This is a genomic window from Helicobacter pylori (assembly GCF_014498195.1).
GTDB classification, from domain to species: domain Bacteria; phylum Campylobacterota; class Campylobacteria; order Campylobacterales; family Helicobacteraceae; genus Helicobacter; species Helicobacter pylori_DO.
Map to the genome: position 1 here is coordinate 54962 of NZ_JACTGH010000001.1, position 14086 is coordinate 69047.

The 14086-nt window shown below is 37.1% G+C and carries 13 protein-coding genes and 1 pseudogene; 3 read left to right on the forward strand and 11 right to left on the reverse strand.

Going from position 1 to position 14086, the window contains the following annotated elements; translation table 11 throughout:
• Window positions 1–32: 32 nt before the first annotated feature.
• Genes cagL through H7N67_RS00265 form a run of 3 tightly spaced genes read right to left on the reverse strand, consistent with a single transcriptional unit; the run spans window position 33 to window position 2843 of the window.
• Window positions 33–746 (reverse strand): cag pathogenicity island VirB5 family T4SS-associated adhesin CagL, encoded by a 714-nt coding sequence (cagL, locus tag H7N67_RS00255; protein ID WP_079301049.1) that lies wholly within the window; start codon window positions 744–746, stop codon window positions 33–35.
• Complete coding sequence (gene cagI, locus H7N67_RS00260; protein ID WP_000649579.1) at window positions 743–1888, reverse strand: cag pathogenicity island type IV secretion system translocation protein CagI; 1146 nt, start codon at window positions 1886–1888, stop codon at window positions 743–745. Before cagI ends, cagL begins: the two co-directional genes overlap by 4 nt.
• 10 nt (window positions 1889–1898) lie before the next feature.
• On the reverse strand, window positions 1899–2843 hold the full coding sequence (locus tag H7N67_RS00265; protein ID WP_232262974.1) for a sodium:calcium antiporter: 945 nt from the start codon (window positions 2841–2843) through the stop codon (window positions 1899–1901).
• Between H7N67_RS00265 and H7N67_RS07905 the strand changes: the two genes are divergently transcribed.
• Window positions 2830–3030: a hypothetical protein gene (locus H7N67_RS07905; RefSeq protein ID WP_000562348.1), complete on the forward strand. Its 201-nt coding sequence runs from the start codon at window positions 2830–2832 to the stop codon at window positions 3028–3030. The two genes, H7N67_RS00265 and H7N67_RS07905, sit on opposite strands and share 14 nt — an antisense overlap.
• On the opposite strand, the gene cagG is transcribed toward H7N67_RS07905, so the two are convergent.
• The 6 genes from cagG to cagB form a co-directional block, all read right to left on the reverse strand.
• On the reverse strand, window positions 3027–3455 hold the full coding sequence (gene cagG, locus H7N67_RS00270) for a cag pathogenicity island type IV secretion system translocation protein CagG (protein WP_079357386.1): 429 nt from the start codon (window positions 3453–3455) through the stop codon (window positions 3027–3029). The genes H7N67_RS07905 and cagG overlap by 4 nt on opposite strands.
• A gap of 54 nt (window positions 3456–3509) precedes the next feature.
• Window positions 3510–4316 (reverse strand): type IV secretion system chaperone CagF, encoded by an 807-nt coding sequence (gene cagF, locus H7N67_RS00275; protein ID WP_187938669.1) that lies wholly within the window; start codon window positions 4314–4316, stop codon window positions 3510–3512.
• Window position 4317: 1 nt separating this feature from the next.
• The gene (gene cagE / locus H7N67_RS00280) at window positions 4318–7269 is read right to left on the reverse strand and encodes a cag pathogenicity island type IV secretion system ATPase CagE (RefSeq protein WP_187938670.1); all 2952 of its coding nucleotides are present in this window, start codon (window positions 7267–7269) and stop codon (window positions 4318–4320) included.
• Window positions 7270–7277: 8 nt separating this feature from the next.
• Entirely contained in the window at window positions 7278–7901 is a 624-nt protein-coding gene (gene cagD, locus H7N67_RS00285; RefSeq protein WP_187938776.1) for a cag pathogenicity island type IV secretion system protein CagD, read from the reverse strand.
• Window positions 7902–7905: 4 nt separating this feature from the next.
• Window positions 7906–8253, reverse strand: a complete 348-nt coding sequence (locus H7N67_RS00290) for a CagC family type IV secretion system protein (protein ID WP_187938671.1) — start codon at window positions 8251–8253, stop codon at window positions 7906–7908.
• 141 nt (window positions 8254–8394) lie between these two features.
• Window positions 8395–8622: a cag pathogenicity island protein B gene (gene cagB, locus H7N67_RS00295; RefSeq protein ID WP_000428894.1), complete on the reverse strand. Its 228-nt coding sequence runs from the start codon at window positions 8620–8622 to the stop codon at window positions 8395–8397.
• Window positions 8623–9055: 433 nt separating this feature from the next.
• Here cagB and cagA point away from each other — a divergent pair, with 433 nt between their 5' ends.
• Complete coding sequence (gene cagA, locus H7N67_RS00300; protein WP_187938672.1) at window positions 9056–12808, forward strand: type IV secretion system oncogenic effector CagA; 3753 nt, start codon at window positions 9056–9058, stop codon at window positions 12806–12808.
• Window positions 12809–12870: 62 nt separating this feature from the next.
• On the opposite strand, the pseudogene H7N67_RS00305 reads toward cagA, so the two are convergent.
• A pseudogene (locus H7N67_RS00305) lies at window positions 12871–12975 on the reverse strand (RNA-guided endonuclease InsQ/TnpB family protein); the annotation flags it as partial.
• A 49-nt stretch (window positions 12976–13024) separates the two neighbouring features.
• On the opposite strand from H7N67_RS00305, the gene H7N67_RS00310 reads away from it, so the two are divergent.
• Window positions 13025–13345 (forward strand): MarR family transcriptional regulator, encoded by a 321-nt coding sequence (locus H7N67_RS00310; protein WP_232262977.1) that lies wholly within the window; start codon window positions 13025–13027, stop codon window positions 13343–13345.
• On the opposite strand, the gene murI is transcribed toward H7N67_RS00310, so the two are convergent.
• Window positions 13285–14052, reverse strand: a complete 768-nt coding sequence (gene murI, locus H7N67_RS00315) for a glutamate racemase (RefSeq protein ID WP_187938673.1) — start codon at window positions 14050–14052, stop codon at window positions 13285–13287. The two genes, H7N67_RS00310 and murI, sit on opposite strands and share 61 nt — an antisense overlap.
• Window positions 14053–14086: the final 34 nt, after the last annotated feature.

Here is a 14086-nt window from a genome sequence, read left to right on the forward strand (position 1 = left end):
AATTAGAAATCATAGCTTGTCATCTCAGAAAATCATTTGACAATGATCTTACTTGATTGCCTTTCTTGTAGGTATTGTCGCTTGCTTTGTTCTAGGGATCTTTCTAATGCGTCCAACTCCTCTAAATAATTTAAAAAGACCTTGTTGTGAGCTAACATAAGCTTTCTGATTCCTTTGATGAAATTTTTATTCTTTAGGCTTTCTACAAGCGTCTGTGAAGCAGTGATTAAAGAAGCTGTACCTCCAATGTTGCTCTGATACGCCTTTAGGGAAGTTTCTAAACGCTCTCTTATATTTTGTTTTTCTTGCTCGATTTTCAGCTTCCCCTCACAATAAAGAACTAAAATTTTATCGGATATTCCGCATTGCTGTTCAGCAGTCTTTTGGTCTAAGGGATTGATTTTCATATAGGTTAATAAAAGTTCAGGGCTAGACATATAAGTCTTAAAAATCACATCTTCTGAGATGAAAAATAACTCATTCGCTTCAAAATTGGCTTTCAATAACGCTAAATCTCCTCTCAAAGCAATGGCCGCTTTTTTGATGTTTAGAGCATCTTCTTCACCCATTTTATCATTAGCGCTAGGGCTAGTGGTCGAAAAAATCTCATCTAAGTTTTTGAGCGCTTGTTGGTTGGTCTCTTGGTAGGTGCTATCCAGTTGCTTTAAGCCGCTTGTTATATCTTCTGCCATCAAAACAGACAATAGCAAAAAAGAAAATATGGTATTTTTCACGAGTGTTTTCATTTGACAATAACTTTAGAGTTAGCAATGTTTCTTGCTGTCGTTTCTCTCTCTAATTTCAGTTGTTCTTCCCAAAGGTCGGCTTTTTTTTCAAGATTCTCTATATAGTTTAAATGATTTTCTGCGTTTAAGATAGCAGCTTCTATGAGCGCGTTCAAATCTACTGATCCTTTTAAGGTTTTGATTTCTCCATTGATCCCATTCAAATAAGCGATATTTTGAAAATCTGCATCACTCAGTTTATTTTGAATAAGGGCTACAATCATTCTGTAATTCTGAATAACCTGTTCCATAAGGCATGCTGAAATTTTTAGCCCATCAAGATAGGGGCATTTTGTGGGTGCTAGAGTGAATGTTTCAATGATTCCAAATGGTGTGCCCATGCTTGAAAAAAAACTAAGAGCAGGCGCATAGATGGCGCTTTGAAACAAAGCCTGACCTGTTAGGGAATTATAGTCAATAAGGGTCGCTTTTTTCATAGCCTCTTTCAACCATGTTTCAAAACCTTCTAAGGTTTCTTCAAACGCCTTGATACCAATCGTATTGTAAGCGATGTATTTAGCGTTATCAGAAGAACTTCCTAAAGCTTGAGAAAGCATTTCCATTTGTGTTTTTAGAGTAACGCTCGGTTCAAAGCTGTTTTTTAACGCTTCTAAGAGAGCGTTTTGCTGATTCATTTTGAGCTTGATTATTTCGTTATTTTTTTGGAGCGCGATTTGCATGTTTTGGATTTCTGTTTGGGTGTTAATTTTTTGTTTTTCCACGATCATTTTGACATTCCCCCCCAATGCGCTAAGCGCACTTGAATACCCTTCCATGACGCCAAGCAAGATGTCTGAACCTGCAAAAAACCCCCCTGTCATGCCATTGACACCATTAATAACGCCATTAGCCCCTTTTAACATAGCGCTCATGGTTGCAAGCTGAGTCCTCAATTCTCCCTCTATTTGCGCTTGAATGGCTTTTTCTTTGGCACTAGATTGAGCTTCTATGGCTTTTAATTCGGCTTGAGCGGTTTTTTGTTTGGCTTGTGCGTCCGCCTGAATGGCTTTTAAGGCGGGTTCAAGCGTTATTACTGCCCCTGCACCATTCAGAGACAAACCACAAAAAGTCAAGAAAGAAAATATGCTTAAAAAACATTTCACATCTCTTTCCTCACTTCACGATTATTTTAGTTTGCACCCTTTCTGTTAAGTAGCTATCTTTTTGCCCCTTAAGCTTGTCTTTGATGTAATCAAGGTAAGTCAAATGCGATTTTAAAAAAGATTTATTCGCTACTATATTGTAATTATATAGCGAGCTTATGTTAGAAATCGCTTGAGTGTCATAGGTGCTAGTAGCTAATCCTGATTGATTAAGTATCATTTGAGAAGCGTTCTGCAACAAATTGGTATTGTTTTTCACAAATTCTATATAGTATTCTCTCAAAATTTCTGCTACTTTTTCAGCATAGCAATAAACGGCAAGAACCTTGTCCCCAATAGGGCATGCAGGGGTGGTCATAGGATTAACGCCTGAAGTTAGGGCATTAGTGGCTAACGCTTGGTATTTGGCATAAACAGTGGGCATAGAGACACTCATGGGCGTCATAGAAATTTGCATGCAACTGAAAAACACTTTTGATGAGCCAACAAGCGCACCTAAAGCGGTACAGCTATCAAGGGAATCGGCTGTATCATTCATTGAGCTGTTGCTTGCTTGAGAACGCAGTTGCTCTTGTAGAGCTAGGGCGTATTTTGGTGCTGCGCTTGTAATATTGCCTAAGATACCGCTCATCATTTCAACCGTTGTTGGCACGCTAGGAACAGCGATTTGATTCGTCGCATAAGCTTCAATAGCGCTAGGATTTTTAGGGGTAGTGTTACTCGCTAAAATGCTTGCAATCTGACTATTAACAGCACCAATTTGCGCGCCTTGCGTGTTGCCTTGCACGTTAAATTCCCCTGTTAATTTGCTGATATTTAAGATATTGTTCCCCACAGCCATGCTTTGATCGTTAAAACCCTGATACAATTGGTTGTATTGTTGGTTAGCGGCTTTCATAGGCATGCTTACGGCTTCAGCGATGCTTTGATTGTATTGGGTCATAATAGCGGTCATTTGCGGATTAGTAAACCCCACAATAATAGGAATAATCGCTGCTGTCATAGCACCCGCTACTATTCCTGCAAATGGTCCTGCGACACCACTTGTGCTTGAGATGATTGAGGAAACTTCCGATAAGAAGCCTGCAGAAGATGATTCATATATAGCTTGTGTACCTGCCATGTTAACACCCCCTAGTTAATACCCTAATATCGGTGGTAAAAACGATGAATCTGAGTATGTTGGCGCATAGCCATACATGAAAGGATTGTTTGGACCGTAATCGCTCATCATTTGGCTCATGAGAAGATTTTGAATACCCCACATCGCATTGATACCTAGATTATCATTAGGTTGAAAACTCCCTAAACTTATGTTGTCAAACTTGATATTAACATTCTTATCATTATAGTCATTGAGTATGGCCACTTTTTGCTCTAGGGTTTCTTTAGGGATCTCTATTTTTAGCTGATCTCTAGAAACAAGCCCTACGCTATTTAGCGCCATATCTTCAGGACTAATATCTTTTATATCCGTGTTTTGGTCAGCGTTAAGCGGAGCGTTAAACATGCCAATGATAAGACACCAAGCAAATAGTAATTTAATTTTATAAAAGTTCGTTTTCATACTTTTGACTCCTTTATTCTTATTTTTAGCATTATTCTAGCGCATTAACACCACTCAATCGCTGTTTTTGTTTTGATTTTCTTGATCGATCATTTTGTTTGTTACTTCATCAATGTTTTGAAAATATTTTTCAAAAAGCTCTTTCTTTTTAGCTTCAACGCTCATATCAGTTTGAATCCAATTAGGAATAATGGAGTCCATGATCAAATGCGTGAAGTCATAGGCATGATTGGTTGGGTATATTTTGTTCTGAACATAGTATTCTAAAAAATTCGCTTGAACAAAAAAATTCTCTATATCGCTCTGCATGTCCTCGCTTATGTTGTTATTGATAGGTTTTTCTAGTAATCTGAGAATCCTATACGACTGCCTGATAGTTTCTAGCATGAAGTAAGCATAAACATAAACTAATGAAACAAAAGAATTATTGGCTTTAAACGAGCTTGCATCATTCTTCCCACTTTGAAGAGGAATTAATCTTGATAATGTTTTTTGGGGATCTTGCCCTTCGTTTATTTCTTTAAAAAAGCGGAAATCTAAATCCTGATTACTGAGAAATGACTTGACAAAGTGAAGATTAGCGTTAAGACTATCTATGAGACCTGAATAAAGGTGTTCTGTTTTGACATCATCTATATTCAAAACATTCTCATAAAATACATTGACATGGTCTTCTAAGAAATTAGAAAAATCATAAAGAGCGGTAAGGTTTTGTTCAGTGATTTCACCTTCCATTTCTTCTTCTATGAAGTCCAATTCTTCTCTCAGTTCAAAAAGGTAATTAGAAAAACTATCCAAAATCGTCAAGACATCATTTTCCAAAATTTTCAATAATTTTTGTTCGCGCAAACTTTGTTTCATTTTAATACTCCTTTATTTGTTGATACATTTGCCTCAAGGCCTGATATTTATCTATGATACTATGGTTTTGGATAATCTTGTCAATTTCTTTGACAAATACAGTATCTGTGGATAAAATTTTCAAATATTCTTTAGGAATGCCTCTCAAATTAAAACTAGCGATAACGCTAGGGCTTCCATCTTGTTTGTAGAGAATTTTCCTATCTAGTCCCTTAGTGATGATTTCAAATTCTTTTTCTGTAACATTAGCTAATCTTTGGTAATCAGAAAGATTGCCCCCATCGTTTCTCAAAAAAATCTTTGTAGGGCATTGTTCTCTAATCGTATCAGCAATAGGGCAAGCCAAAAGATCAGTGATGCTTTGAGTCGCAAGTCTAACAATAGCGTTTCTTTTCCTTGCAGTTTTTAACATGTCTCTTACAAAATAAGCGACCTTTGGATCGCCTAAATATTTCCAAGCTTCATCAATATCTAAGACAAATCTACGCCCATCCATTGCCTCTTGGATACGAGCGAAAAGGTAAAAACAAATAAAGGGCGAAACATCATTATTGTCTAAGAAACTTGACCCATCAACGCCAATAATCGTTTTTGAAAAATCTAAGCGATCTGTTGCTTTATTATCAAAAAGCCATTGAAATTCACCATTGGTTGATTTGCAAAAAGGCGCTAATCGCGCGACAAGCCCATTAGGATCATTGTGGTCTTTCCCGAAAGCATTAATAAGTTGAGTGATAGGATAATCTAGATTCATATCTCCTGTGATAAGGTTGGTTACTGCCGCTGCAAGCGTGTTAGAATCTGCTAGGCTAAAAGAGATGCTGTTGCCATTTTCATCTTTTTCATCGCTTTTGGTCGCTAAGTTTTTCACAAGCTCTTTGACAACAGAAATAGCCGTTTGTTTTTGCTCCATTGTTGCATTTGTTTTTTGCACACAAGCCGCCCAAGCAAAAGGATTTAATCCTGTATCTGTCCCTAGCTCAATCTTAACATACTCCCCACCCATTGCGACAATATTCCCATAAGCGCCATAATCTTTATCCATATAGACCATAGTGAGCTTTTGCTTGTCTTTGCTGACATTAGCAGGAAAATTGTGAACAAATTGTCCCATAGCGTTCAAGGTCATTGACATAAACACTGTCTTACCTGAACCGGTTGAGCCGAGTATCAAAGTGTGTCCTGCTGAAGCTGAACCAAAATCAGTAGGCATGTGGAAGTTCAAATAAAAAGGCGAATTGATCTCGCTTTTTAGCGTCATCACGCTATTGCCCCAAGCGTTATTCTCTTGATTGCCATCAAAACTCATCGCTCTCATCGCTATGAAATCAGCAAAATTATTAGAAGTTACATCAAAAATAAAAGGAAGCGTGATAAAAGAGCAATGTTTGGCAAAAAAGTAATTTTCCATAGAGAAAGTCGCTGCGTTGGCTAAAAAACCTTTAGCGTTAAGACTAGAGACGCATTCCTTAACGCTTTGTTTCATTTTTTCAAAGCTATCAGCAAACAGCACTAAAGAATTACCATAACTGCCTAGCGTAATATCACCATTACCCACTAATTCGCTCAAGCAACCTAAAGTCATGCCCTGCTCTTTAGAGCCTCCACTAATAATAATCCTTCTAGAGGTGAAAGCTAGTTTGTCCTTTAAAACTTGTGAGTTTTTAGGCGAATAAGCATGCATGAAAATAAATTCGCTGTCTAGAGCGTTGATTTTATCAAACAAATCGCTCTGTGATTTAGGGGCGTATTCACTGATCTCAATAGCGCTAAAATATTTTTCACTCAAATCATCATTCAAGATTTTTCCATGCTTATTAGCAAAATAAACTTCTTTCACCCCACCATGCATTTTTTCTTTGAGATACAAGTCTTTTCGGTTGCAAATAAAAGGGGCTTCATTCATTCCCACCAAAAAATTATAAAACTCGCATTGTTTGGAATAAATAATGCCATCTTTGGTGTATTCTTTCAATCTAGTGGGGTGGTATTTACTCAATAGCTCTTCTATAAGCTCTATCCTATCCTTGAAGTTTTCAAGCTTGGCTCTAATAATCCTTTGAAACTCTTCAAAATTATTGTCTGCAAAATGCTTTTTATTCATAACGGGTTCATTGAGAGTGTCTAATAAATCTTGCTCTATGGTGAGATAAAAACTAATATCATAAAAACTTTCTCTCTTTTGCTTCTCATTATAGGCTCGCATGAAATCATTAGAAAAAATAAGACCATAATCCCTATTGGTTTCATCAATAACGATTTTCTTTTTAATCGTGTGAAAATAAAATTTGAATTCAGGGGTAACAAAATTCCTAAAAACGCTATAAATAGAAGCGTGTAACTCTATGAGATCTTTTTTGGAAGTGGTTAAAAAATCAATGCCCCCCAATTTGATTGTGCCTAAAAGAGAATAGTTGTTAGTAAGGATCACCCCATCATCTAAAAAACATTCATAGTTATTCGCTAGATAGGAGTTTGCAGCGCTCACAAGTCTGTCTTCTCTGTTTGGATTTAAGTGGATGTCATTAGCCATTTCTTTACTAGGCTTCATGGAAAAAATGCTCATGAATGCTTTGTTTTTCACGCCCTTAAACAAAAAAGGTTTTTTAAATTTCATCGCTCGCTCCATTCTTTGATAAAGCCTATAATCTTTCTTGAATCCAAGAGCTACAAGCACAATAACAATCGCTACAATCAAAACAGGTTCATAGGCTTGAAAAAGAATAACAGATAATACAACTGTTACAAATAATATAAATATGGAGGAATAAATAAAAGTTTCAGGGAAACCAAACAACCTATTCCCCCCATCAAACAAGACTTTAAAAAAGGGATTGACACCCTTTTGCATGTCTGCTTTAAGCTCTTCTATTTTTTGAAACTGCCGCTTTTGAACCTCTTGCTCTATAACTAGCTTTTTTTGTTCATCAGCCTGCTTGCTTGCCACAAACACCCCTCTCTTTATAGATATACCGCTTCACATGTAATCGTATAAAAGATTTTTTTGAGAGACTCTACGGTGCTAATATGTTTCAAAAGATCATTAGGGTCATAAGAATTGAATACGGCCAATAAAACATTGTATAGCTTATCATCGCATAGAATTTCTCTTGTTTCTCCGCGCAATGACAGAAAGCAGCGTTGTTTGTTGGTCGTGCTGATGCTTTTGAAAGTAAAAAAGTCTTTCACTTCAGGATTGATCTGTAATTCCACATTCAATCCCATTTCTTTACCCTTTTCATCAAAGATTTTTTCAATAACTGGATCGTAATGCTTCAAATCCTTTATTTTTTTAAGGACTCTATTGACAATCACGAAGTCAAAAACTTCATCTTTGATAATATCGGGATTGACTTCTTTGAAAGTTACTTTCTTGTCTTTCAAATTTTTGATAGTCGCTTTAAAACTATCAAAATCTAAATTCGTATAAACAAGCCCACTGGGAGTGTTTTTTTCTTTTTCTAGCGCTTCTTTTTTGGCTTGATTATCATCATTTGCTAACCCATACAAACTGAAAACAACGAGACTTAAGAGAACTTTCAAAAAAAAGCCTCTTAGCTTTTTATTACTATTATTATTGTTGATCAATTTAGCTAGCTCCTCCACTCCCGCCAATATTGAAGCCAAACTTAGTGCTCAAATAGATAATACCGCCTGCCACCGCTAACATAGCTATGGGTTGCGCGTAAGCAAAAACAGTCGCCTGACCTCTTTTGATGTCATCAGAGATTTTCCAAATATCCGCTATGCCTTTGACCCCTAAAGCGCACCCCCCTACGATCGCTAGAACAGAAATGATCTGAACAACCAAAGCTTTAGTCTCAGTAATGCCTGATGCAGGACTGGTGACCGCCATTAAAGGATTGGTCGTTATCATTAGCCCTAAAGTTACTACAACTTTCTTGTAGCTGTCAGTGATTCTTGTAAAAAATTTCATGCGTTTCCTTTCAAATTGAAATCAATCGTTTGAGTATACCAAAAAAAGTATTTTTATACTATTCATACAAGCGCTACTTTATAATTTAAATCAAAACCGACGCTTTTGTTTGGCAACTGACATAATTTAGGAACAATAAACCTACTTGTCCCAACCATTTTTCTTTCTCAAGTCATTGTAGAATTGTAGATCTTTAGGATCTTTGATGTATTTTTTAATCGTCTCAGGTTGAAACCTAAAAACAAGCAAAAACAAACCCAAGCTGATCAGAGTGAGGATAAAGCTCCATTTTAAGCAACTCCATAGACCACTAAAGAAACTTTTTTTGAGACTCTCTTTGAAAATCTGTCCTATTGATTTGTTTTCCATTTTATTTCCCAATGTGGATCACAAACGCTTAATTACAAATACATACTATAATAAGTATGGCACACACAAACCAAACTATTTTTAGAACGCTTCATGCACTCACCTCGTCTAACCATTTCTCCAACCATCTTTAGCGTTGCATTTGATTTCTTCAAAAAGGCTCATTTCTTAGTTTCTTTTCTTCTTAAAATTCTCCCATTCTAGCAAATTTTTGTTAATTGTGGGTAAAAATGTGAATCGTTCCTAGCCTTTAGACGCTTGCAACGATCGGACTTTTTCAATATTAATGAAAAAATGCCAAATATTCTAAATATTTTAGGTATAATGATAATGTTCAAAGACATGATATTGATTACTCAAAGTGTGTAGCGCTTTTTAGCAGTCTTTGATACCATACCGATAGGTATGAAACTAGGTATAGTAAGGAGAAACAATGACTAACGAAACTATTGACCAACAACCACAAACCGAAGCGGCTTTTAACCCGCAGCAATTTATCAATAATCTTCAGGTAGCTTTTCTTAAGCTTGATAACGCTGTCGCTTCATTTGATCCTGATCAAAAACCAATCGTTGATAAGAATGATAGGGATAACAGGCAAGCTTTTGATGGAATCTCGCAATTAAGGGAAGAATACTCCAATAAAGCGATCAAAAATCCTACCAAAAAGAATCAGTATTTTTCAGACTTTATCAATAAGAGCAATGATTTAATCAACAAAGACAATCTCATTGATGTAGAATCTTCCACAAAGAGCTTTCAGAAATTTGGGGATCAGCGTTACCGAATTTTCACAAGTTGGGTGTCCCATCAAAACGATCCGTCTAAAATCAACACCCGATCGATCCGAAATTTTATGGAAAATATCATACAACCCCCTATCTCTGATGACAAAGAAAAAGCAGAGTTTTTGAAATCTGCCAAACAATCTTTTGCAGGAATTATCATAGGGAATCAAATCCGAACGGATCAAAAGTTCATGGGCGTGTTTGATGAATCCTTGAAAGAAAGGCAAGAAGCAGAAAAAAATGGAGAGCCTACTAGTGGGGATTGGTTGGATATTTTTTTATCATTTATATTTGACAAAAAACAATCTTCTGATGTCAAAGAAGCAATCAATCAAGAACCAGTTCCCCATGTCCAACCAGATATAGCCACTAGCACCACTCACATACAAGGCTTACCGCCTGAATCTAGGGATTTGCTTGATGAAAGGGGTAATTTTTCTAAATTCACTCTTGGCGATATGGAAATGTTAGATGTTGAGGGTGTCGCCGACATTGATCCCAATTACAAGTTCAATCAATTATTGATTCACAATAACACTCTGTCTTCTGTGTTAATGGGGAGTCATAATGGCATAGAACCTGAAAAAGTTTCATTATTGTATGCGGGCAATGGTGGTTTTGGAGCCAAGCACGATTGGAACGCCACCGTTGGTTATAAAGACCAACAAGGTAACAATGTGGCTACAATAATTAATGTGCATATGAAAAACGGCAGTGGCTTAGTCATAGCAGGTGGTGAGAAAGGGATTAACAACCCTAGTTTTTATCTCTACAAAGAAGACCAACTCACAGGCTCACAACGAGCATTGAGTCAAGAAGAGATCCAAAACAAAATAGATTTCATGGAATTTCTTGCACAAAACAATGCTAAATTAGACAACTTGAGCGAGAAAGAGAAGGAAAAATTCCGAACTGAGATTAAGGATTTCCAAAAAGACTCTAAGCCTTATTTAGACGCCCTAGGGAATGATCGTATTGCTTTTGTTTCTAAAAAAGACCCAAAACATTCAGCTTTAATTACTGAGTTTAATAAGGGGGGTTTGAGCTACACTCTCAAAGATTATGGGAAAAAAGCAGATAAAGCTTTAGATAGGGAGAAAAATGTCACTCTTCAAGGTAACCTAAAACATGATGGCGTGATGTTTGTTGATTATTCTAATTTCAAATACACCAACGCCTCCAAGAATCCCAATAAGGGTGTAGGCGCTACGAATGGCGTTTCCCATTTAGAAGCAGGCTTTAACAAGGTAGCTGTCTTTAATTTGCCTGATTTAAATAATCTCGCTATCACTAGTTTCGTAAGGCGGAATTTAGAGGATAAACTAGCCGCTAAAGGATTGTCCCTACAAGAAGCTAATAAGCTTATCAAAGATTTTTTGAGCAGCAACAAAGAATTGGTTGGAAAAGCTTTAAACTTCAATAAAGCTGTAGCTGACGCTAAAAACACAGGCAACTATGACGAGGTGAAAAAAGCTCAGAAAGATCTTGAAAAATCTCTAAGGAAACGAGAGCATTTAGAGAAAGAAGTAGAGAAAAAATTGGAGAGCAAAAGCGGCAACAAAAATAAAATGGAAGCAAAAGCTCAAGCTAACAGCCAAAAAGATGAGATTTTTTCGTTGATCAATAAAGAGGCTAATAGGGATGCAAGAGCAATCGCTTACGCTCAAAATCTTAAAGGCATCAAAAGGGAATTGTCTGATAAACTTGAAAATGTCAACAAGAATTTGAAAGACTTTAGTAAATCTTTTGATGAATTCAAAAATGGCAAAAATAAGGATTTCAGCAAGGCAGAAGAAACGCTAAAAGCCCTTAAAGGCTCGGTGAAAGATTTAGGTATCAATCCAGAATGGATTTCAAAAGTTGAAAACCTTAATGCAGCTTTGAATGACTTCAAAAATGGCAAAAATAAGGATTTCAGCAAGGTAACGCAAGCAAAAAGCGACCTTGAAAATTCCGTTAAAGATGTGATCATCAATCAAAAGGTAACGGATAAAGTTGATAATCTCAATCAAGCGGTATCAGTGGCTAAAGCAACGGGTGATTTCAGTAGGGTAGAGCAAGCGTTAGCCGATCTCAAAAATTTCTCAAAGGAGCAATTGGCTCAACAAGCTCAAAAAAATGAAAGTTTCAATACTGGAAAAAAATCTGAAATATATCAATCCGTTAAGAATGGTGTAAACGGAACCCTAGTCGGTAATGGGTTATCTCAAGCAGAAGCCACAACTCTTTCTAAAAACTTTTCGGACATCAAGAAAGAGTTGAATGCAAAACTTGGAAATTTCAATAACAATAACAATAATGGACTCAAAAACAGCACAGAACCCATTTATGCTAAAGTTAATAAAAAGAAAACAGGACAAGTAGCTAGCCCTGAAGAACCCATTTATGCTCAAGTTGCTAAAAAGGTAAATGCAAAAATTGACCGACTCAATCAAATAGCAAGTGGTTTGGGTGGTGTAGGGCAAGTAGCGGGCTTCCCTTTGAAAAGGCATGATAAAGTTGATGATCTCAGTAAGGTAGGGCGATCAGTTAGCCCTGAACCCATTTATGCTACGATTGATGATCTCGGCGGACCTTTCCCTTTGAAAAGGCATGATAAAGTTGATGATCTCAGTAAGGTAGGGCGATCAGTTAGCCCTGAACCCATTTATGCTACGATTGATGATCTCGGCGGACCTTTCCCTTTGAAAAGGCATGATAAAGTTGATGATCTCAGTAAGGTAGGGCGATCAGTTAGCCCTGAACCCATTTATGCTACGATTGATGATCTCGGCGGACCTTTCCCTTTGAAAAGGCATGATAAAGTTGATGATCTCAGTAAGGTAGGGCTTTCAAGGAATCAAAAATTGGCTCAGAAAATTGACAATCTCAATCAGGCGGTATCAGAAGCTAAAGCAGGTTATTTTGGCAATCTAGAGCAAACGATAGACAAGCTCAAAGATTCTACAAAAAACAATTCTGTGAATCTATGGGTTGAAAGTGCAAAAAAAGTGCCTGCTAGTTTGTCGGCGAAACTAGACAATTACGCTACTAACAGCCACACACGCATTAATAGCAATGTCCAAAGTGGAGCAATCAATGAAAAAGCAACCGGTATGCTAACGCAAAAAAACCCTGAGTGGCTCAAGCTTGTGAATGATAAGATAGTTGCACATAATGTAGGAAGCGTTCCTTTGTCAGAGTATGATAAAATTGGCTTCAACCAGAAGAATATGAAAGATTATTCTGATTCGTTCAAGTTTTCCACCAAGTTGAACAATGCTGTAAAAGATGCTAAGTCTGGCTTTACGCAATTTTTAGCCAATGCATTTTCTACAGGATATTACTGCTTGGCGAGGGAAAATGCAGAGCATGGAATCAAGAACGTTAATACAAAAGGTGGTTTCCAAAAATCTTAAAGGATTAAGGAATACCAAAAACGCAAAAACCACCCCTTGCTAAAAGCGAGGGGTTTTTTAACTTAAAATATCCCAACAGACACTAACGAAAGGTTTTGTTCTTTAAAGTCTGCATGGATATTTCCTACCCCAAAAAGACTTAACCCTTTGCTTAAAATTAAATTTGATTGTGCGTTCGTGCTTTATAGTGCAGAATTAATTAAGGGTTATAAAGAGATGATTTTAGGAGCTATGAGAGTGGAATATGGCATTAGTTTTATAGATGTGAGTATTCCTTATCAGGGGTATAAGTTAAGCCTTCATCTAGCAAGAATTGAAGATATAGGGGAATTCACTCTGTTTTGCTTGCATGCTTTTGGGGATGGACTAAATCTTAGTGATTTATCGCAAGTTACAGCCATTGATCGCATGATTATTCAAAAACACCTAGATTTTTTAGTAAAGCGGGGATTTGTGGATGGAAAGCATTTAGCGTTTTACAATTTGAGCCATTCTTTAGCTTGTTTTTCTAGCCAGATCGCATCGCCGCTCGCATGAAATTCCACTTTAGGGAATGCACACGTATTGTTTTTAAGGGTGTATTTTTGCTGCAAATATTCAACAATAGCATCGCCCGAATGGATGAGTAGGGGGGGCGTTGAAAGGGCAAAATGCCCCATAAAATAGCCCTCAATTTGGCGAGCGATTAAGGGAAAATGCGTGCAACCTAAAATAATCACTTCAGGTAAAATCTTTAAGGGAGTGAAATAATAACGCATGCAAGTTTCTAACAATTCGCCCTCTAAAATACTTTCTTCAATCAAAGGCACAAAAAGGGAAGTGGCTAAATGCGAAACATTCAAATAGCCTTGTTGTTTCAGGGCGTTATCATAAGCGTTGGATTGAATCGTCGCTTTTGTCCCTAGCACCAAAATAGGGGCGTTTTTATCTTCCACTTGCCGTTTGATCGCTAAAATGCTTGGCTCAATCACGCCCACAATAGGGATTTTGGAATGCTTTTGCATCTCTTCTAAAGCCAGAGCGCTCGCCGTGTTGCATGCCACAATCAATAATTCAATCTTGTGCGGTTTGAAAAAATCCAAAGCCTCTAAGCCAAATTGCTTGATCGTGGTGGGGTCTTTAGTGCCATAAGGCACTCTAGCGCTATCGCCATAATAGATGATTTCATCAAATAATTGCGCTTTTAAAAGGCTTTTTAAAACGCTAAACCCTCCCACACCGCTATCAAAAACGCCTATTTTCATGCCATTACTTTTAATTTAATGGGATTAATTAGGG

Excerpts from the sequence above, each read along its gene's own strand:
- cagL (WP_079301049.1), bottom strand. The coding sequence starts at position 746 with ATGAAAACACTCGTGAAAAATACCATATTTTCTTTTTTGCTATTGTCT.
- H7N67_RS00265 (WP_232262974.1), bottom strand. The coding sequence starts at position 2,843 with ATGACCGCTATTATGACCCAATACAATCAAAGCATCGCTGAAGCCGTA.
- cagG (WP_079357386.1), bottom strand. The coding sequence starts at position 3,455 with ATGAAAACGAACTTTTATAAAATTAAATTACTATTTGCTTGGTGTCTT.
- cagF (WP_187938669.1), bottom strand. The coding sequence starts at position 4,316 with ATGAAACAAAGTTTGCGCGAACAAAAATTATTGAAAATTTTGGAAAAT.
- H7N67_RS00290 (WP_187938671.1), bottom strand. The coding sequence starts at position 8,253 with ATGAAATTTTTTACAAGAATCACTGACAGCTACAAGAAAGTTGTAGTA.
- cagB (WP_000428894.1), bottom strand. The coding sequence starts at position 8,622 with ATGGAAAACAAATCAATAGGACAGATTTTCAAAGAGAGTCTCAAAAAA.
- cagA (WP_187938672.1), top strand. The coding sequence starts at position 9,056 with ATGACTAACGAAACTATTGACCAACAACCACAAACCGAAGCGGCTTTT.
- H7N67_RS00310 (WP_232262977.1), top strand. The coding sequence starts at position 13,025 with ATGATTTTAGGAGCTATGAGAGTGGAATATGGCATTAGTTTTATAGAT.
- murI (WP_187938673.1), bottom strand. The coding sequence starts at position 14,052 with ATGAAAATAGGCGTTTTTGATAGCGGTGTGGGAGGGTTTAGCGTTTTA.